Here is a 20,131-nt window from a genome sequence, read left to right as displayed (position 1 = left end):
TCTGATACCTCAGGCAGCCAGATATTTCTTGAGGAAGGAGCGGGTACGCTCCTGCACCGGATTGCTCAAAATCTGATCCGGCGGTCCCTCTTCCACCACCACGCCGCCATCCATGAACAGAATGCGGTCGGCAACCTCACCCGCAAAACGCATCTCGTGCGTGACGATCAGCATCGTCATATGTTCAGCGGCAAGCTGCTTCATGACGGCATTGACTTCGTCCACCAGCTCGGGATCGAGCGCCGAAGTAGCCTCGTCGAACAGCATCACCTTCGGCTGCATAGCGAGCGCACGCGCAATGGCCACGCGCTGCTTCTGACCGCCCGACAGGCGCGAAGGATAGACATCGATCTTGTCGGCAAGCCCCACCTTCGACAAAAGCTCCAGCGCCAGTGTGCGGGCCGCGTCCTTGCCCATGCCTTTCAGCTTGATCGGACCGAGCGTGATGTTTTCCAGCACCGTCAGATGCGGGAACAGATTGAAGTGCTGGAACACCATGCCCATCTGCTGGCGCACCGCATTGATGTGCTTTTCAAATGCCTGTCCTGCAAGCGGCTGGTTGACCTGTACGCCGTCGAGCCAGACTTCACCGCCATTCAGCGTTTCCAGATGATTGATCGAGCGCAGAAGCGTGCTTTTGCCGGAACCGCTGGGGCCGATGATCGCCACGATCTGACCGCGCGCCACTGAAAGGTCGATACCTTTCAGGACTTCCAGCGCGCCGTAAGCCTTGCGGGCATCCTTCACTTCGACCATCGGTTTTGCCGATTTGGAGCTGCTCATCGCGTGACCTCCACTTTTCTTTCAATGCGCCGCAGGCCAGCCTCAAGGACGAGATTGACCACATAATAGATGGCCGCGACGGTGATATAGAATTCAAACGGGCTGAAGGTTTCGCTGATGGCAAGCTGGGCGCTGTGCACCAGTTCCGCAATGCCGATGATCGAAACCAGCGACGTGTCCTTCAGAAGAACGATCATGTTGTTGCCAATGGGCGGGATCGTGTTGCGGATCGCCTGCGGAATGACGATATAGCGCAAAGCCTGAGCGTGGCTGAAACCGATGGAACGGGCGCCTTCCATCTGACCGGGATCAACAGCCACAATGCCTGCCCGGATGATGTCGGCATTATAGACCGCGAAATGCAGGCTAAGGCCGATAATGCCGGCGCCGAGGGCGGGAATATTGATGCCGATCTGAACCAGTCCGAAATAGATCAGGAACAGTTGCAGCAGAAGCGGCGTTCCCATGAACAGCCACATGAAGAACCGTACCGGCCATGCAAGAATGGCAGGCGCATAAAGCACCACCAGCGCAAATGCGATCCCGAGCACGAAGCTTAAGGATGCGGAGGCGACGGTCAGAACCAGCGTCCACCAAAGGCCGGTCAGAAGCAGATCCGTATAGGGAGTGACGATGCTGAAATCGAGAGCTTGCATCCAGTCCTCCCTCACTGCGCCGCGAAGCGCTTGTCGAGGAGATCGACCCCGCGCGCCACGATATAGATGATGATCATGTAGAGAACGGCTGCAACGCCGAAAATCTCGAACGGTTTGTAGGTCGAACCGATAAAACGCTGCGCCGTATAGGTCAGCTCAACCACCGAAATGGTCGAGACCAGCGCCGAACCCTTCAAAAGGGCAATAGCGTTGACGCCCAGCGGACGGATCATGAGGCGAGCGGCCTGCGGCAGCACGACGAACCGCATGGTCTGGCCACGCCCGAAGCCGATGGAGCGCGCGGCTTCGCTCTGGCCGCGATCGACGCTCTGGATCGCTCCACGGATCGATTCCGACATATAGGCGCCGATGTTCAGCCCAAGCCCGATAACGCCAGCAGCAAACGGTTCCAGATTGATGCCGATCTGCGGACCGCCGAAATAGAGAATGAAGAGCTGCACAAGGCAAGGCGTGCCGCGAAAGACACTGACATAGGCAGCTGCAAGTCCCCGCAAAATAGGGGAGCGGGACAGGCGGCCCGCCACGAGTATTGCAGCCACCGCAAGGCCCAGGATCAGGGCCAGCGCGGAAATTTGCACAGTTACCCATGCCGCCTCCAGAAAGAACGGGAGGACGCGCTGCATCAACGCAAAATCCATCGGAAAACTCCGGTCAATCGGTTCTCAACCGGCCCGGACATGTGCCGGGCCGGGATGACGACATATCAGCGAATGTCGCTGCCGACCCATTGCATCGAGATCTTCTCATAGGTGCCATCGGCCATGATCTCGTCGAGAGCTTTCTGCATCGCTGCCTTCAGCTCGGGATTGTTCTTGCGAATGGCGATACCGATTGCAACGCTGCCGCCTTCAATGTCCGGCGTATCGAGCTTGCGGACTTTCTGTCCGGTTTCCTTGATCGCCACCATGACCGGGATGTTGTCGACGACAATGGCGTCGACACGACCCGAATTCAGTTCAAGCATCAGTTCCGGCAGACCCTTATAGGTGCGAATGGTCCAGCCACCCTGTTCACGCGCCCACTTCTCATGGGTTTCACCAAGCGTCACGCCCAGTGTCTTGCCCTTGAGATCATCGAGCTTCTGAACAGCGGAATCTTCCTTCACGAAAACCGCGCGGCCCGCGTGATAATATGGTCCCACGAAGTCCACTGCCTTCTCGCGTTCCGGCGTGATCGTCATGGAGCCGACCACCGTATCGAACTTGCCCGCCCGAAGACCGGCAACGATACCGTCCCAGGCCGTGGTGATGAGCTGCGGCTTCAGCTGCATGCGCTCGGCAATCGCCGAACCGATGGAGGCATCGAAACCCACGACTTCGTTCTTCTCATTGACGAAATTGAACGGCGGGTACTGGCCGCTCATGGCGATCTTCAGTTCGCCTGATGCCTTGATCTTTTCAAGATCATCCGCCTGTGCGGGTGCAACCGCAAAAACTGCGGTGGCGGCAATCGCAGCAGCGGCAATGAAACCCGTGAATTTGTTAAACATGCTGTTCCCGACTTCCTCTTGTTTGTTTTTCTTGAGGCTATTTGATGCCTCCCAATTTTCATGATTGCTTTTATGGATGCATTTCGCAAATAGATAATCGGAATGGATTGCATAGATTTCATGAATGGATAAAGCCATGTCGCTGCACCGCCCCGAGCGCCTTGTCTGGGATCTGGACTGGAACCTTCTGCGCAGTTTTGTGGTGATTGCTGAAGTGAAAAGCATCACCCGCGCTGCGGAACGGCTCAATCTCAAGCAACCAAGTGTGAGCAATGCGCTGCGCCGGCTGGAAGACCGCATCGGCCAGCGACTGGTGGAGCGTGACGCCACCCATTTCGAGCTGACCGAAGTCGGTAAACTGCTCTATGAACAGAGCATCGAAGTCTTCGGCGCTATTTCGCAACTGCCGCAGCTTGTGCGTGGGGTCGGTGACGATGTCACCGGCCATGTCACCATATCGGTGGCCAGTCACATTGTTTCGCCGATCTTCGACCGGGCACTTGAGCTTTTTCATGAACAGCATCCGCGAGCGACGCTGACAATCAATGTTTCCGCCAGCACCGAAGTTGCTCGACTGGTTCGAGAGAAGCGCGCTTCTTTCGGTCTTGGGCTGGTGAGCAATCGTGATCCGGCGCTCGACTACACCATGGTCTATCGTGAATTCTTCGGCTTTTTCTGCGGGCCCCGGCACCGGATGTTCGGCCAGTCCGGACTGACGCTTGCCGATCTGAAGGGAGAACCGTCGGTTTCATTCCAGACCGACCACATTGCTGACGCGCTGCGCCCGGTAGCTCTGCTGCGCAGTGAGGCGCGGCTTTCACCGGATGTCGTCGGCACCTCGTCGAGCCTTGAAGAAGTGCGCCGGATGATCATTACCGGCCTTGGCATCGGTCCGCTTCCGCTGCACGTGGCGCGACGCGAGATTGATGACGGCCTTCTCTGGCGTTTGCCGCCTTACGACAACCCGCCCGCCATCGATGTTTTCCTGATCCACAATCCGGAAACCAATCTCAACAAGGCCGAGAAAGCCATGCTGGCCGGATTGAAGGGATTGATCGCTTCCACACCGCTGGAAAACCGTATTTACGGAGATTGACGAGCGGGCCTTACCCGCTCGTCCCTATCTAGCTACTCTGCCGCTTCTGCTGCGCACAGCGCGTCGCATTCGGCTGCTTCCCGCGTGCCGGACAGGCTGACTTGACCAAGCGCGACGGTTGCAACCGCGCTCAGGCTGGCGACAACAGAAACCCAGAAGCCGTTTGCTGCACCGAAATTGTCGACCACCCAACCGGAAACGAACGCACCAAACGCCATTCCGATGCCGATGCCGGTCATGACCCAGGTAATGCCTTCCGTCAGCATCGTCTCAGGCACGCGGCGTTCGATAAGGCCGAAGGCCGTGATGAATGTCGGAGAAATCGCAACGCCGCTGACGAACACCGCCACGGCAAGAAGCGTGGTCGATGTGCCCGCGAAGGGTAATGGCAAGGCAGTCAGTGCCAGCACGCTGACGGCAATCATCAACTGGCGCTGCAGGGGCATACGAAGCGACAATGCACCGAGCGTTATCCCCACAAGAAACGAACCGATGGCATAGACACCGATCACAAGGCTGGCCGCACCGGGCTGACCAAGCTCGCTTGTGATCGCTACAGCACTGACTTCGGCTGTCGCAAAGGTCGAGCCGACGAAGATAAGTGCCAGCGTGATGATCTGAACGGGACGCGACCAGATAGCGGAACGTTGCGGGCTGTCTTGATCGAGCGCACGAACCGGCGGTTCACTGGAACGCTGCAGGAGGAAGGCGATCGTGCCCACGGCCAGAAAAGCCGTGCTGATCAGCATCCCCGCTTCGGGAAACAGGGACACCGCCAGCGCCACGGAAAGGGACGCGCCTGAAATATAGACCAGTTCATCCGCCGCCGACTCGAACGCGAAAGCGGTGTTCAGTTCGGGGCGGTTGCGGAAAATTTCCGTCCATCTTGCCCTTACCATGGCCGGGATGCTGGGCATGGCACCGGCAAAAAATGCCGAAACGAACAATGTCCAGTTTGCCCAGCCCTGATTTGTCGCTACGAGCAGAAAGGCGAAGGCTATCACCGAAACGACCGTGGCAGGCATGACGATGCGGCTTTGTCCGTAACGGTCGACAAGGCGTGAAATCTGCGGCGATATGAATGCATTCGTGAGCGCGAAGGTGGCAGACACGGCGCCAGCCAGCCAATATTCGCCGTGCGTCTGCGCAAGCATGGCCACGATGCCAACAGGGGCCATCGCAATGGGAAGACGGGCGAAGAAGGCCGCCGCCGAAAAGCCTATAGCGCCTGGAGCGCTGAAAATTTCTCTATATGGATTGGACATCGGAGTGGGTCCTTGAAAGGGGGAATTACTACACTTGCATACGGTCCGTATGTTAATTAAATAATTGATACGCGGCGTATGTCAACTAATATACGCCGCGTATGCAAATAAAAGGAACTATGATGCGTAAACCGCGAAGCGAAATGATTGCTGAAACGAGGACGAAGCTGTTGGCTGCGGGCCGCAAGGCTTTTGGAAACGTTGGTTATGCCGAAGCTTCGATGGATGATTTTACCGCCTCCGCCGGATTGACACGCGGCGCGCTCTATCATCATTTCGGTGACAAGAAGGGCCTTCTGCAGGCCGTGATCAACGAAATTGATTGCGAGATGGCCGCGAGATTGTGCATGATTTCTGCCAAAGCGCCCGACCGCTGGCAGGGGTTTGTCGAAGAGAATACGGCTTATATCGAGATGGCGCTCGAACCGGAAATCCAGCGGATCATGTTTCGCGACGGGCCGGCGGTTTTCGGCGATCCGTCCAGTTGGCCGAGTGCCAACGGCTGTATCCGCACGATCACCACAGGTCTCGACGCCCTACGAAAAGATGGTGTCATTGTTGATATTGACCCGGAAGCCGCCGCGCGGCTGATCAATGCGGCGAGCAGTGCTGCGGCACAATGGATTGCCAATTCAGACGATCCGGAAACCACATCGAAGAGGGCGGTCAAGGCGTTCCGGACGTTTCTGGAAGGTCTGCTGATCCGGCAGGAAAAGTGAAAGTCAGTCCCTGACCCTTTCGCGAATAGCTGCAACCAGTCTTTCGGGGTCAATCGGCTTGTGCAGCAGCAGATAGCCGCTGGCAGATGCCTCGCGAAGTCTTTCCGGCGAGGTATCGCCTGTCAGGATGATCACCGGCAAGGCCCGCTTCAGCAGAGCGAATATTTCGCCCGCAGCTTCTGTTCCGATCGTCTGGCCTTGCAACCGATAATCCACGATCAACAGATCTGGCTCCCCAGCCACTTCAGATGTCTGATAGGATCGATAGGCCGCCGCCGCAGTCGGCCCGGCATGAACCCTATGTCCAAGCACCGAAAGCAACCCGCAAAGCGCATCCAGAACGGCAGGCTCGTCATCGATGACTATGATATTGCGGATACCTCCCTGCGCAGTTGACGATGTTGTCCGCTCTCCCACCTTTTCGGCGCGGGGCACCGTTACAGAAAACAACGATCCCTTCCCGAACCCTGAGACAAGCCGGATTGGATGGCGCAAAAGTGCCGCCGTTCGTTTGATGATCGACAGTCCAAGCCCTAGTCCCTTGTCGCGATTGCGCTCGAAATTATCGAGCTGCACGAATTCCTCGAAAATGAGACCATGCTTTTCTTGTGGAATTCCGATGCCTGTGTCGAGCACCTGAATTTCGATTTCACGGCCCCGGTGCCGACAGCCGACCAGGATGCGCCCCTGATCGGTATATTTGATTGCGTTGGAAAGGAGATTGGCGAGAATCTGCTTCAAAAGCGTGGGATCGCTGTCACAGGAAAGCGAAGTCGGCACGATACGAAGGTGGAGCTTCTTTTCAGCCGCTTCACTTGCGAATTCATGCTGCACTTCTTCAAAAATCCGGTTGATCGAAACCGCCTGCCTGTTGGGCACGACGAGCTGTGCATCCAGTCGTGAAACATCGAGCAGCGCATTGAGGAGATCGCTCAGGCTGCCCACGACGCGCTTGATATTATCCGAAATCTGTCGCGCTGCAGTTGCGGCAACCGTCTCCCTGGACGCAAGTGCGGCAAGTGTGGAGTTAAACAGCCCCAGCGCATGGACCGGCTGGCGCAAATCATGGCTTGCCGCAGCGAGAAATCGCGTCTTCGCCTGATCGGCCGCCGAAGCCCTGTCTCTTTCGCTTCTCAGTTCGTCCACAAGCGCCGAGTTTTCGAAACGCAGACGAATGGTTTCCCAGAGATCGCGATAGGTCACCCGACAGTGCTGGAGATTGATCGCCACCAGACACACGATGAGAAAGAGATAGGCATTATAAACACCACCACCCGCCTGCAGGCAGAAGATCGTTACCGGCAGCACTGTGGTGAACAGTGAGCCAATCACGGAGGGCGGGAAAGCCGAGCCCGTAGGAACCGAGCCACAGGCAAGCCCGGTCATGACAATGATCGAGAAAGCGAGGAGATGTGGTTCGCCGGACATGAAGCCGATCCAGCCGAGCATGCCCCAGTTCAGCCCGGACAACCAGGAAAAACCTGCAGCCAGCCAGGCCCATCGGTCGGAATTGAGGATCGGTTGTTTCCGACGAAAGAAGGCCCGCGTCACGAATACCCGGATAATGGACAGAAGGTAGACCGAAGCTGCCCAGGTCCAAAGCCACCAGTCTGGAACTTTGCCCCAGAAAACGATGAATGCGGGCACCGGCACCAACAGGTTTGTCAGGAGGACACCCGCTGAATGCTTGTAGAGCATGCCGGTCAGTTCCTCACGGATTCTGGTTTCATCGAGTTTCCGCGGCGTATCGACGGAGCTATTTATTTGTGCGGGATGGATCGTCATGTGATATTGAAGCCGGATTGTTGCCGCGGGGGAAGTTCATGTCCGGAACTTACAGAGTCGTACTTGCCGATGACCATAGTGTTGTCCGGGAAGGTCTGAAGATGCTTTTATTAACGATAGAAGACACTTCAATCGTGGGAGAAGCAAGGGATTACGGCACACTGTTACTTGAGCTGAAGCGATGCCCTTGCGATCTACTTGTTCTGGACCTCGGAATGCCAGGATTTCTGGGCTATGCATTCATCGAAGAAATCCGAACGGCTTACCCCCGATTAAACATCATCATATTGTCAGCCAGTTCCGACCGGCAGTCCATCGAAAAGGCACTCGAAGCCGGAGCGGATCTGTACCTCACCAAGAACGGCAATCCCGACGAACTGGTAGCTGCAGTCCGCTCGTTACGCAATGCAAAACTGGACGGTGTCCCAGCCACGATTTCCCATCACCCAGAGAAACACCCTGCAGGTAATCCGCTTCCCGCCGTCGAACTGCCGATGTCTATCGCCCTGACCCGCAGAGAAATGCAGTTTCTGGCGCTGATTCCGCGTGGCAGCACGACAAGGGAGATTGCGGAGCGGCTGGGCATCAGCGTTCCCACTGCGAGAAAACACCGTGAGAACCTGATGCGCAAGCTTGGGAAGCACAACAGTGCCGAACTGACCGCCTATGCGGTTCGCCTCGGCCTGCCGGTGGAATAGCACCTTTCGAAATACGACGTCTGCCGTATTGTTTGTGCGGCAGTCCTCCAACTAACGTTCGTGGTGACCATGTGGGCGCATACCAGCCCACGCATTTGGAGGACGATATGAAGACGACTTTGATTTCTGCGGCAGCGTTTGCAATGCTCGTAACAGGAGCTTTTGCTGCGACGCCGACCACCAGCAAAACCGAAAGCCAACCGGCAGCCTCGCAGGATCATGCAGGTTCCATGCGTCTGGCCGTAGGCCCCAACCGCTATTTTTTGCCATCCATCTCTTCCGGTCGGCGCGGCGCGTTCGGCTGATATTGCCCAATATCAAGTTGCGCGGGGGCTATGCGATCTGGTCCAGAGGTCGTGAAGATGAAAGGGCGGCATATGCCGCCCTTTCATTACGTTTGCACTCTGGTTCAGCGGGCTGGTCTCAGCCCGACACAATCGACGTAAAGTCGGACATGCCCGCGAAGCGCGCGGCACGGACCTTGCCATATTTACTCTTGTCGACGACCAGATGTTTTTCAACAGCGCGCTGCATGGCCATCTGCTTGATTGGCACTTCATGAAAGTGCGAGCAGGTGATACCGTGCTGCTCATCGACACCGCCAGCCGACAGAAATGCCTTGTTGATGTTGACGCGCTTCAGGACGTCGATCCCCTCATCTCCTGAAAATGACGCCGCTTCCGGGTGATAGAGCCCACCGAGAACGATAAGCCGCACATCGCTGCGCTGCGACAGGATTTCCGCTATATTGAGAGCGTAGCAGACAACCGTAATGTGCTGGTTCTGCGGGATGCGGTGAGCAAGGTGTGGCATCGTCGTGCCGCAATCGATGAAAACCGTATCATAGGGTTCGATCAACGCTGCGGCTGCGGCACAAGCCTGTGCTTTGGCATTGGCGTGGCTGTCTTTTTCAAAATCAAAGACATAATCGCCATTCATACCGTCCTGTGTGGGAATAATGTAACCACCCAAACAATTCAGCATCCCGCCGTCACTGCCGATATCTCGGCGGATCGTCATTTCAGAAACGCCAAGACGCGCTGCCGCATCGCGCAGGCGAAGCACACCAGCTTCATCGACCAACGCCGCCAGCTCGGCAATCCGCTCTTCTTTACGGCTGATTCTGCTCACGCTGTCCCCATTCTTCCGGTCCGATCACCCCGTTTATACGTCCGTCACATTTCACGCAACGCGATCATCCGATCTTGACAGGCTGAACATAAATGTGAAACGATCCAAACATAATGATAGAATTGTAACATTATAATTCGCATTGTTGGGAGGATATGACAACAGGGTATTGCACGCCTCGAACAGAATTCCATTCTTCGAGGACGTCAGACAGGCGGGAAACCAGATTGAATTTTCGCCCGGCCGGGAAGCCGGGCATGGAGGAAAACGCCGACGCACTCACCGTTCCTGAGATGCGTCAGCGTAGCAACAATTGTGTTGTCTGAACCATCAAGGGCAGGCGACCAAAGAATTCCCAGGGAGGAAACACCGGTGAAAAAATTTCTAGCATCCGTGGCGATTGCCATGTCCGTGGCCATTCCGCACGCTTTTGCAGAAGGCGTCGTTGATACGTCGAAGATCAACAAGGAACTGATCACCACTGCCAATGACAAGAAGTACACCATTGCGACCGTCGTGAAGGTCGATGGCATTGCCTGGTTCGACCGTATGCGTGACGGCGTCGACCAGTTCAAGGCAGATACCGGCAATGACGTCTGGATGGTCGGTCCAAGCCAGGCGGATGCCGCGGCACAGGTCCAGATCGTCGAGAACCTGATCGCGCAGGGCGTTGACGCCATCGCCATCGTGCCGTTCTCGGTCGAAGCCGTTGAACCGGTTCTGAAGAAGGCACGTGAACGTGGCATCGTGGTCATCAGCCACGAAGCATCCAACATCCAGAACGTCGATTACGACATTGAAGCCTTCGACAACAAGGCCTATGGCGCCAACCTCATGAAGGAACTCGGCAAGTCGATGGGCGGCAAGGGGAAGTATGTCACGACCGTCGGCAGCCTGACCTCGAAGTCGCAGATGGAATGGATCGACGGTGCCGTCGAATACCAGAAGGCCAACTTCCCGGAAATGTCAGAAGCAACTGGCCGTCTCGAAACCTATGACGATGCCAACACCGACTATAACAAGCTCAAGGAGGCGATGACCGCCTATCCGGACATCAAGGGCATTCTTGGTGCGCCAATGCCTACCTCTGCCGGTGCCGGACGCCTGATCGCCGAAGGCGGCCTCAAGGGCAAGGTCTTCTTCGCAGGTACGGGTCTCGTTTCGGTGGCTGGTGAATATCTGAAGAACGACGACGTCCAGTACATCCAGTTCTGGGACCCAGCCGTTGCAGGCTATGCCATGAACATGCTGGCCGTCGCAGCGCTTGAGAAGAAGAACGACCAGATCAAGGCCGGTCTCAATCTCGGTCTGCCGGGCTATGAAAGCCTGTTGGCACCGGACGCTGCCAAGCCAAACCTGCTCTATGGTGCAGGCTGGGTCGGTGTGACCAAGGAAAACATGGATAAGTACGACTTCTAATATCCATGGATGTTCGATGGGAGGAGCTTCACGCCCCTCCCATCCGGCAAATTGCATTCCAGCCTTGCACGAGGCCCCTCATGAGTGAAAACCTGATTGAACTGCGCCATATCGGAAAACGCTTCGGTGGTGTCAGGGCACTGGACGACGTTTCCTTTGCCATAAAGCCCGGCGAAATCCACTGCCTCGCGGGCGAAAACGGCTCCGGCAAATCCACTATCATCAAGGTCATGTCGGGCGTCTATACGCCGGAAGATGGTGAGATAGTGATCGACGGAAAATCAGTCGGCAAGCTCGACCCCGTCAAGTCGGTTCATCACGGCATTCAGGTGATCTATCAGGACTTCTCGCTGTTCGGAAACCTGACCGTTGCCGAAAATCTGGCAATCAATACCTTTCTCATCGAAGGCCGCAAAGGCGTCGACTGGAAGCGCGTGCGCGAACTGGCGCAAAAGGCGCTGGAACGGCTCGGCGTCAGCATCGACCTCGATGCAGATGTGGACAGCCTGCCAACATCGGGCAAGCAGATCGTGGCGATTGCGCGCGCCGTCATGGCTGACGCCCGCCTCATCATCATGGATGAACCGACCACCGCGCTGACGCGGCATGAAGTCGATGCGTTGTTCAAGATCGTGCGCGATATCCAGGCACAGGGCATCGCCGTGCTTTTCGTCAGCCACAAGATGCGCGAGATGCTGGAAATCAGCGAAAGGCTGACTGTCTTCCGCAATGGCAAGAAGGTTGCTGAAGGCCCGATTTCCGATTTCGATGAACCGTCGATCACCCGGGCGATGACCGGTCAGGAACTCACATCGGGCCATTATCACTGGACCCCGCGTGAAGGCGCTTCGGTCAAACCGACCCTCGAAATCACGAACCTTTCTGTTCCAGGCTCGGTGGAAAATGCCAGCCTCACTCTCAATGCGGGCGAGATCGTCGGTATATCCGGGCTGATCGGCTCAGGCCGTACAGAACTGGCACTGGCACTCTTCGGCATGAAGCCGGATTTTACCGGCACTGTTCGTATCGATGGGAAGCACGTCCATCCGAAAACAGTTCAGGAAGGGATTGCCTGCGGCGTCGCCTATGTGCCGGAAGACCGCCTGACGGAAGGCCTGTTCCTGACGCAATCGATCGAGCGCAACATCATCGTCACATCGATTGAGAAATTCGTGCGTGGCCTCTTCATCGACCGCAAGAAAGCTGACACCACGACACGCGACATGTTTTCGGCGATGCATATCGTTGCCCCCGGTCCGCATACGCCGGTCAATCACCTGTCAGGCGGCAATGCCCAGCGTGTGGTGCTGGCACGCTGGCTTTTGACAGGCGCGAAAGTGCTGATCCTCAACGGGCCGACTGTCGGTGTCGATGTCGGCTCCAAGGCGCAGATCCACAATATCATCCGCAAGCTTGCCCGTGATGAAGGTCTCGCCGTCCTGATGATTTCCGACGATGTGCCCGAGCTGGTGCAGAACTGCAATCGTGTGCTGGTGATGCATCGCGGACGTTTCGTCGACGAACTTTCCGGTGAAAGCATGACCGAAGATGCCGTCAATGACCGGCTCAAGACGCTGAATTGAGGAACCGGCACATGAAGTTTTTTCGCAGTACCGAATTCATCATTGCCTGTGTGTTATTCGCGGCGATGGTCATTATCGGCCTCATCAATCCGGCTTTCTGGTCGCTGGACAATATCTTCGGCCTTCTGCGCTCCAATGTCGTCATCGGCATCATGGCGCTTGGCGTTCTGCTGGTGATGATTTCCGGGGGCATCGACGTATCGTTTACTGCTTTCGCCATCGCGGCCATGTATCTGACCGTTCGCGCCATGGTCTATCTCGGCTATGACGGCGTGTTCATTCCGTTCGTGGCGGCGACACTGATCGGCCTGCTGCTCGGCGCGTTCAATGGCTTCATCATCCATCGCTTCAAGATGATCCCGCTGATCGTGACGCTCGGCACCGGTTCCATCGTACGCGGGCTGGTGCTTGGTCTGGTGGGTACAAGCACCGTCAACATCAACAAGATGCCGAAGGAACTGATCGAGTTTGGCAAGACAGATGTTGTTTCGCTGACCAATGCTGCCGGAACCGCCTTTAGCCTGACCGCGATGTTCCTCGTCTATCTGGCGCTGGCGCTGCTGATCCACCTGATCCTCAATTATACGATGATCGGGCGCAGTGTTTACGCCTATGGCGGCTCGCCGGAAGCGGCAAAGCGCGTCGGCTTCAACACACGCCGCACGATCTTCTTCGTCTATTGCGTGGCCGGAGCGCTCGCAGGTTTCGCGGGCCTTCTGCATTCTTCGATGATCTGGCTTGCCAATCCACGCGATTTCGTCGGGCTTGAACTGGACGTGATCGCAGCCGTGGTTCTGGGTGGCGCGTCGATCTTCGGCGGACGCGGCACGGTTCTTGGAACGCTGATGGGCGTCTTCATGCTCGTCATGGTCAAGAACTCGCTCATCATCATGAAGGTGGACACCACATGGCAGCGCGTCGTTGTCGGCCTCATCATCATCATCGCCACAGCCATCACCGCATGGCGTGACCGCAAAAGCATCGCCTGAGGGGAGAACGCGACATGAAACAGTCCTTTGACATGCGCCGCATCCTTGGCGGAGACAACAACATCATCCAGCTCATTGTGATCACGGTGCTTGTTTTCGCGTTGATGACCTGGATGAATCCGGACAAGTTCCTGCGCTATTACAACTTTGAATCCATCAGCTACATCATGCCGGAGCTGGGCATCCTCTCCGTAGCTATGATGATTGCCATGCTGACGGGAGGCATTGACCTTTCGGTTCTTGGTATCGCCAACCTGGCGGGCATCATCGCTGGCGTCTATTTCCATTCTTCCATGGTGCAGGCAGCGCAGACGTCCGGTTCCGGCATGCTGTTCTACACCATCATTGGCATATTGCTGGCAGTGCTGATCGGGCTGGTATCGGGACTGGTCAACGGCCTGCTGATAGCCAAGCTCCGCATCACGCCAATCCTGGCAACACTCGGCACCGGACAGGTGTTGATGGGGCTTGCTCTGGTTCTGACAGGCGGCCCGGCCATCGTCGGTTTTCCCGACGCATGGAACTGGGTCGGCAACGGCAAGCTGTTCGGCGTCGCCACGCCTTTCCTGCTCTTCATCGCGGTGTGCATTGTCGTGGCAATTCTCCTGACACGCACGACGCTCGGTATCAATCTCATGCTGATCGGCACCAATCCGCGTGCTGCGGTCTTTGCCGGTATCCGCAAGGATCGCATGGTCCTCTATTCCTACATGCTCACCGGCGTACTTGCTTCCATAGCCGGGATCATCCTTTCGGGCCGCACCAATGCCGCCAAGTCGGACTATGGCGCATCCTATCTGCTGCAGGCGGTACTGATCGCCGTTCTCGGCGGCACCAATCCGGCGGGTGGAAAGGGGCGTGTTCTGGGCGTCGCCATCGCGCTGATTGCTCTGATGCTGCTTTCCTCCGGCTTCCAGATGATGCGGTTCTCCAACCACCTCATCGATTTCATCTGGGGCGCTTTCCTTATTCTCGTCATCGCGATCAACGCGTCGCGCAATCAGGGCAGGTGATCCCATATGCAGGACATCGAATTTCATCTTCGCCGTCAGGATTTTGTCCAACAGCCGCATGTCATCGCCAATACCTATGGCCTCAGCGTCACCGCCTTTCGCTATCCAAGTGGCATCGAGGCACTGCTGGTCGAGAATGAACGCGGCAACATCATTGTTCTCCCGTTCATGGGGCAGATGATCTGGGGCGCGGAGTTTGACGGCGTTGATCTGACCATGGGCAACAGCTTCTCCATGCCGCGTCCGGCAACCACCATCGTCGAGACCTATGGCTGCTTTGCGTTCCATAGCGGCATCCTGCGCAATGGCTGTCCTTCGCCTCAGGACAATCATCTTCTGCATGGCGAAATGGCCTGCGCGAAGATGGACAAGGCCGGTCTTCTCTTCGGCCATGACGAGCGCGGCGCCTTTGTCGAAATCACCGGTGAATATGAATATGTGATGGGCTTCGGCGCGCATTATCTGGCACGGCCAAGCGTGCGGCTTCATGCCGATGAAACACTGTTCGACATCACCATGGATGTCGAGAACCTTTCATCCGCTCCAATGGAGCTAATGTATATGTGCCACGTCAATTTCGCTTATGCAGAAGGCGCGCGGATCCTCCAGCCGGTGCCCTATACGCCGGATCACGTGCAGGTGCGAACAGCCGTTCCCGGCCACGTTACGCCCAATGATGACTACCTGTCGCTGATCGACGAGCTGTCCACCGATCCAGCCGCGATGGAAGTGCTGGACGAGCCGGAGCGCTACGATCCCGAGCAGGTCTTCTATATTCGCGGACTGCCGAAAGATGCCGAAGGCAACACGCATCTGATGATGCAGCTTCCCGAGGGCGACGCGTTTGGCATTTCCTACCCGACCGAAATCTTCCCAAAAACCGTGCGCTGGATCCTCGTGAACGGGGATGCACAGGTTGCAGCCTTTGCCCTGCCCTCGACCTGCGAGCCGGAAGGCTATCTGGCGGAAAAGGCCAAGAACAATATTCAGGTGCTGGCATCAGGTGAGCGCGCCGTTTTCCCCGTGCGTGTCGGCTATCTCGATACAGCCGCCGCCGAACAGTTTGAAGCCACGATGAAGGCACTCTGAAATTTCAAAGGAACATCTCATGACCAGAAAGATCGGAGTAGTCGGCTCCAACATGGTGGATCTCATCACCTATGTGAACCGTATGCCCGGCCCTGGCGAAACGCTGGAAGCCCCGACATTTGAAATCGGCTGTGGTGGCAAAGGCGCCAATCAGGCCGTCGCTGCTGCACGCCTTGGCGCAGATGTGATGATGGTCACCCGTGTAGGCGACGATATTTTTGCCGACAATACCATCCGCAACCTGAACGAGTTCGGCGTCGATACGCGCCATGTGTGCAAGGTTCCCGGCAAGTCGAGCGGCGTAGCACCCATCTTCGTCGAGCCATCGGGTGAAAACTCGATCCTGATCGTCAAGGGCGCCAATGCCGACCTTCTGCCTGCCGAAGTCGACAAGGCTGCAGACGATCTGAAAGCGTGCAGCCTCATCCTGATGCAGATGGAAGTTCCGGTCGAGACAGTCTACCACACCATCGCTTTCGCCGCGGAAAACGGCATCGAAACCATTTTGAACCCTGCGCCTGCCGCCGCAGATCTTGATCCCGAGTTGATCCGGCAGGTGACCTTTCTCGTGCCGAACGAGAGCGAGTTGGCGATCCTCTCCGGCCTGCCGACCGGCACGGACGATGAAATCGTCACCGCAGCGCGTTCACTCATCGCGCGCGGCATCCGCACCGTCATCGTCACGCTCGGCGGACGCGGTGCGCGCATGATTACGGCAAGCGAAATCGTCAATATTCCACCGATCAAGGTCACGCCGAAAGATACCACCGGCGCAGGCGATGCCTTTATCGGCTCCTTTGCCCGCTTCTACGCCGGGACCGGCGATGTGGAAGCCTCGCTTCGCAAGGCCGCTCTTTATGCGGCCCATTCCATCACCCGGCCGGGCACGCAGAAAGCCTATGCCAGCCAGGAAGAATTCGAAACGTTCTGCCGCGATCACGCCCCTTCGACCGAACGCGCCTGATCGCACTTGAACGTAATTGAACCCACGAACGGACAATGAAATGACCGAAGCCCTCCCCCGCAATAACGGGACACCGCTCAAGCCGGAATGGTTTGAGGATGTATCCGTCAATCGCAGTGCTTCCGAGCGCCGCGCTGCTACGATCAGCGCCCGCCGTTCGGTGAAAAAGGAATATCAGGCGGCGTGGCTCATCCGCGCCATTCAGTGCATAGACCTGACGACACTTGCAGGCGACGACACGGCAGGCCGCGTGCGCAGGCTCTGCGCCAAGGCGCGCCGCCCGGTGCGCGAGGATATTCTGGAAGCGCTCGGCCTTGCAGATGCGGGCATCACCACAGGCGCGGTCTGCGTTTATCCCACCATGGTGCCCCATGCCGTGAAGGCGCTTGAAGGTTCCGGCATTCCGGTTGCCTCGGTGGCGACGGGCTTTCCCGCCGGGCTGGTGCCGCTGCCGCTCCGTCTTGCTGAAATCACCTATGCCGTCGAACAGGGCGCGCATGAAATCGACATCGTGATTACGCGCGAGCATGTGCTGACACAGAACTGGTCGGCCCTCTACGATGAGATTGCTGCCATGCGCGAAGTCTGCGGGGATGCACATATGAAAGCAATCCTTGCCACCGGCGATCTCAATACGCTGACCAATGTTTATCGCGCCTCGATGGTGGCGATGCAGGCAGGCTCCGATTTCATCAAGACCTCGACGGGCAAGGAAGATGTGAACGCGACCTTGCCCGTGAGCCTGACCATGGTGCGGGCGCTGCGCGATTATGGCGAGCTTTCCGGTCAGAGCGTCGGCTTCAAACCCGCGGGCGGCCTCAAGACAGCGAAGGACGCGCTCGCCTGGCTCACGCTGATGAAGGAAGAACTCGGCAATCGCTGGCTGGAGCCCGATCTGTTCCGCATCGGCGCATCGTCGATGCTTGGCGATATCGAACGGCAACTGGAGCACTTCGTGACCGGGCGCTACTCCGCCGCCAACCGTCACGCTGCTGCGTAAGGAAAATTGAAATGCGACCCATCAAGGACATCCTGAAGACCATGGAATATGGACCTTCCCCCGAAGCAAACGGTGATGTGAACCTGTGGCTGGAACAACATGGCCGTTCTTTCGGCCACTATATCAACGGGACCTTTGTCAAACCGGAAGACCGCAAGGCAATTGCGGTTGCCAATCCGGCCAATGGTGACAAGCTCGCTGAAATCATCTGCGGCAATGCGGAAGATGTCGATCAGGCGGTGAATGCCGCCCGCACCGCTTTCGGCAAATGGTCCAAACTTTCGGGCTATGAGCGCGCCAAATATCTCTATGCCATCGCGCGCCATATTCAGAAGCGCGAGCGTTTTCTGGCCGTGCTGGAAAGCATGGATAACGGCAAGCCGATCCGCGAAACCCGTGACATCGACATTCCGCTCGTCGCCCGTCACTTCTATCACCATGCAGGCTGGGCCGAGATGGTGGAAGATGAGTTCAAGGGCTTTTCGCCCGTTGGCGTCTGCGGTCAGGTCATTCCGTGGAATTTCCCGCTTCTCATGCTTGCATGGAAGATCGCACCAGCTTTGGCAGCCGGTAACACCGTCGTGCTGAAGCCCGCCGATCTGACGCCACTTTCCGCCATTGCCTTTGCCGAAATCTGCCATGAAGTCGGCCTGCCCGCCGGTGTCGTCAACATCGTGCAGGGCGATGGCACCACTGGCGCGGAAATCTGCGGTCATGACGGCGTGAACAAGGTGGCCTTCACCGGTTCGACGCAGGTTGGCCGCATCATCCGCGAGCAGATTGCCGGATCAGGCAAGAAGCTGTCACTGGAATTGGGCGGAAAATCGCCGTTCATCGTCTTTGAAGATGCCGACCTCGACGCCGCAGTTGAAGGCGTGGTCGATGCCATCTGGTTCAATCAGGGCGAAGTCTGTTGCGCCGGGTCGCGCCTGCTCGTGCAGGAAGGCATTGCCGACCGCTTCTATGCCAAGCTCAGAAAGCGCCTTGAAAACTTGCGCGTCGGCGATCCGCTCGACAAATCCACCGATGTCGGCGCCATTGTTTCATCCGGTCAGGTGAAACGCATTTCCGATCTCATCCGGAAAGGCATCGAGGAAGGCGGCGAGCTTTGGCAGACACCGAACCCGCTGCCCGCAAAAGGCAATTATATCGCCCCCGGCTTCTTCACCGATGTGGATCAGGCTTCAACCGTTTGTCAGGTGGAAATTTTTGGGCCGATTGCGGCAGCAACAACCTTCCGCACGCCGGATGAAGCCGTCTCGCTCGCCAACAATACGCGCTACGGGCTCGCCGCGTCGATCTGGTCTGAAAACATCAATATCGCGCTTGATCTCGCCGCGCGGGTGAAGGCCGGTGTCGTCTGGATCAACTGCACCAACATGCTGGATGCGGGCGCAGGTTTTGGCGGCTATCGCGAAAGCGGGTTCGGTCGCGAGGGCGCGCGCGAAGGCATGTACGAATATCTCGTCTCCGATTGGGAGAAAGCACTCCCCCCGACCAGGGTTGCGGATGCCTTCGTGCCATCGGCTTCGCCTTCTGACGATGACAAGATCACCATCGACGGCATCGACCGCACGATGAAGAACTATATTGGCGGCAAGCAGTCCCGCCCGGATGGCGGCTACAGCTATTCGATCACTGGCAAGGGCGGTGCGGTCATTGGCCAGGCTGGCATCGGCAACCGGAAGGACATCCGTAATGCCGTGGAAGCTGCAAGCAAGGCCGGAAGCTGGGGCGCAGCCACGGCGCATAACCGGGCTCAGGTGCTCTATTATCTTGGCGAAAACCTCGATGCACGCCGCACGGATTTCGTGGCACGGCTGATCGAAAGCACGGGCGTCAGCGAGAAAAAGGCTGAAGAGGAATTTGAAACCTCACTGCGCCGCATTTTCTATTATGCCGCACAGGCCGACAAGTTTGACGGGGCGGTTCATTCCACCAAGTCGCGTTATGTGACACTGGCGATGAATGAACCGTGGGGCGTGATGGGCATCGTCTGCCCCGATGAAACGCCGCTTCTTTCGCTTGTGTCTCTGGTCTTGCCTGCAATCGCCATGGGCAACCGCACGGTGGTGGTGCCTTCAAGCCGTCACCCGCTGATCGCAAGTGATTTCTATCAGGTGCTCGACACATCCGACGTGCCGGGCGGCGTGGTCAATATCGTCACCGGTGAACGCGATCTTCTGACGAAGACACTTGCCGAACATGATGACGTTGCAGCGCTGTGGTATTTTGGTTCACGCGAAGGCAGCGCAATGGCCGAAAAGGCGTCAGCAGGCAATCTCAAGGCCACGTGGGTCAGCAATGGCCGCTTGCCGAACTGGTTCAACAAAACCGAAGGACAGGGCCGGGATTATCTGCGCCGTGCCATTCAGGTGAAAAACATCTGGGTGCCATACGGGGCATAGATCAGAACCAAAAGGCCCGCTTC

19 protein-coding genes are annotated in these 20,131 nt (G+C 57.3%); 12 read left to right on the top strand and 7 right to left on the bottom strand.

Features of this window, described 5'->3' with window-relative positions; translation table 11 throughout:
- Positions 1 to 9: 9 nt before the first annotated feature.
- From AC1RHM_RS08870 to AC1RHM_RS08855, 4 genes are all read right to left on the bottom strand, one after another.
- Positions 10 to 756 (bottom strand): amino acid ABC transporter ATP-binding protein, encoded by a 747-nt coding sequence (locus AC1RHM_RS08870; protein WP_010660811.1) that lies wholly within the window; start codon positions 754 to 756, stop codon positions 10 to 12.
- Between the two features lie 23 nt (positions 757 to 779).
- On the bottom strand, positions 780 to 1,439 hold the full coding sequence (locus AC1RHM_RS08865) for an amino acid ABC transporter permease (RefSeq protein ID WP_010660810.1): 660 nt from the start codon (positions 1,437 to 1,439) through the stop codon (positions 780 to 782).
- Between the two features lie 11 nt (positions 1,440 to 1,450).
- Positions 1,451 to 2,098: an amino acid ABC transporter permease gene (locus tag AC1RHM_RS08860; protein WP_010660809.1), complete on the bottom strand. Its 648-nt coding sequence runs from the start codon at positions 2,096 to 2,098 to the stop codon at positions 1,451 to 1,453.
- Between the two features lie 65 nt (positions 2,099 to 2,163).
- A complete protein-coding gene (locus tag AC1RHM_RS08855; protein WP_029376193.1) occupies positions 2,164 to 2,949 on the bottom strand; it encodes an ABC transporter substrate-binding protein in 786 nt (261 codons plus the stop codon).
- Between the two features lie 136 nt (positions 2,950 to 3,085).
- Here AC1RHM_RS08855 and AC1RHM_RS08850 point away from each other — a divergent pair, with 136 nt between their 5' ends.
- Complete coding sequence (locus AC1RHM_RS08850) at positions 3,086 to 4,045, top strand: LysR family transcriptional regulator (protein ID WP_029928210.1); 960 nt, start codon at positions 3,086 to 3,088, stop codon at positions 4,043 to 4,045.
- A gap of 32 nt (positions 4,046 to 4,077) precedes the next feature.
- On the opposite strand, the gene AC1RHM_RS08845 is transcribed toward AC1RHM_RS08850, so the two are convergent.
- Positions 4,078 to 5,310 (bottom strand): MFS transporter, encoded by a 1,233-nt coding sequence (locus AC1RHM_RS08845; protein WP_151895793.1) that lies wholly within the window; start codon positions 5,308 to 5,310, stop codon positions 4,078 to 4,080.
- A 122-nt stretch (positions 5,311 to 5,432) separates the two neighbouring features.
- Between AC1RHM_RS08845 and AC1RHM_RS08840 the strand changes: the two genes are divergently transcribed.
- Positions 5,433 to 6,029 carry a TetR/AcrR family transcriptional regulator gene (locus tag AC1RHM_RS08840; protein ID WP_010660805.1) on the top strand — a complete coding sequence of 199 codons (597 nt, stop codon included), beginning with the start codon at positions 5,433 to 5,435 and terminating at the stop codon, positions 6,027 to 6,029.
- A 3-nt stretch (positions 6,030 to 6,032) separates the two neighbouring features.
- Here the strand turns inward: AC1RHM_RS08840 and AC1RHM_RS08835 are convergent, their stop codons facing one another.
- Entirely contained in the window at positions 6,033 to 7,814 is a 1,782-nt protein-coding gene (locus AC1RHM_RS08835; protein WP_151895792.1) for an ATP-binding response regulator, read from the bottom strand.
- Positions 7,815 to 7,852: 38 nt separating this feature from the next.
- On the opposite strand from AC1RHM_RS08835, the gene AC1RHM_RS08830 reads away from it, so the two are divergent.
- The gene (locus tag AC1RHM_RS08830) at positions 7,853 to 8,512 is read left to right on the top strand and encodes a response regulator (RefSeq protein WP_029376191.1); all 660 of its coding nucleotides are present in this window, start codon (positions 7,853 to 7,855) and stop codon (positions 8,510 to 8,512) included.
- Positions 8,513 to 8,619: 107 nt separating this feature from the next.
- Positions 8,620 to 8,817, top strand: coding sequence for a hypothetical protein (locus AC1RHM_RS08825; RefSeq protein WP_010660802.1), 198 nt, complete (start codon positions 8,620 to 8,622; stop codon positions 8,815 to 8,817).
- A gap of 118 nt (positions 8,818 to 8,935) precedes the next feature.
- On the opposite strand, the gene AC1RHM_RS08820 is transcribed toward AC1RHM_RS08825, so the two are convergent.
- Positions 8,936 to 9,643 carry a DeoR/GlpR family DNA-binding transcription regulator gene (locus tag AC1RHM_RS08820; protein WP_029376190.1) on the bottom strand — a complete coding sequence of 236 codons (708 nt, stop codon included), beginning with the start codon at positions 9,641 to 9,643 and terminating at the stop codon, positions 8,936 to 8,938.
- A 372-nt stretch (positions 9,644 to 10,015) separates the two neighbouring features.
- Between AC1RHM_RS08820 and AC1RHM_RS08815 the strand changes: the two genes are divergently transcribed.
- The 8 genes from AC1RHM_RS08815 to AC1RHM_RS08780 all read left to right on the top strand — a co-directional run bounded on the left by AC1RHM_RS08815 (position 10,016) and on the right by AC1RHM_RS08780 (position 20,108).
- Positions 10,016 to 11,062, top strand: a complete 1,047-nt coding sequence (locus AC1RHM_RS08815; protein WP_010660800.1) for an autoinducer 2 ABC transporter substrate-binding protein — start codon at positions 10,016 to 10,018, stop codon at positions 11,060 to 11,062.
- 80 nt (positions 11,063 to 11,142) lie between these two features.
- Positions 11,143 to 12,645 (top strand): sugar ABC transporter ATP-binding protein, encoded by a 1,503-nt coding sequence (locus AC1RHM_RS08810; protein WP_010660799.1) that lies wholly within the window; start codon positions 11,143 to 11,145, stop codon positions 12,643 to 12,645.
- 11 nt (positions 12,646 to 12,656) lie between these two features.
- Positions 12,657 to 13,634: an ABC transporter permease gene (locus AC1RHM_RS08805; RefSeq protein WP_010660798.1), complete on the top strand. Its 978-nt coding sequence runs from the start codon at positions 12,657 to 12,659 to the stop codon at positions 13,632 to 13,634.
- Positions 13,635 to 13,648: 14 nt separating this feature from the next.
- Positions 13,649 to 14,647: an ABC transporter permease gene (locus tag AC1RHM_RS08800; protein ID WP_151895791.1), complete on the top strand. Its 999-nt coding sequence runs from the start codon at positions 13,649 to 13,651 to the stop codon at positions 14,645 to 14,647.
- 6 nt (positions 14,648 to 14,653) lie between these two features.
- Positions 14,654 to 15,736, top strand: coding sequence for an aldose 1-epimerase family protein (locus AC1RHM_RS08795; protein WP_010660796.1), 1,083 nt, complete (start codon positions 14,654 to 14,656; stop codon positions 15,734 to 15,736).
- Positions 15,737 to 15,755: 19 nt separating this feature from the next.
- Entirely contained in the window at positions 15,756 to 16,700 is a 945-nt protein-coding gene (rbsK, locus tag AC1RHM_RS08790) for a ribokinase (RefSeq protein WP_151895790.1), read from the top strand.
- A gap of 40 nt (positions 16,701 to 16,740) precedes the next feature.
- Positions 16,741 to 17,700, top strand: a complete 960-nt coding sequence (deoC, locus tag AC1RHM_RS08785; RefSeq protein ID WP_010660794.1) for a deoxyribose-phosphate aldolase — start codon at positions 16,741 to 16,743, stop codon at positions 17,698 to 17,700.
- Positions 17,701 to 17,711: 11 nt separating this feature from the next.
- The gene (locus AC1RHM_RS08780) at positions 17,712 to 20,108 is read left to right on the top strand and encodes an aldehyde dehydrogenase family protein (RefSeq protein ID WP_192931041.1); all 2,397 of its coding nucleotides are present in this window, start codon (positions 17,712 to 17,714) and stop codon (positions 20,106 to 20,108) included.
- Positions 20,109 to 20,131 lie beyond the last annotated feature (23 nt).

It is taken from the genome of Brucella sp. GW823-FHT04E01, assembly GCF_058796175.1.
The sequence above is the reverse complement of the archived record's forward strand: the minus strand, read 5'-3'. Positions and strand labels throughout refer to the sequence as shown.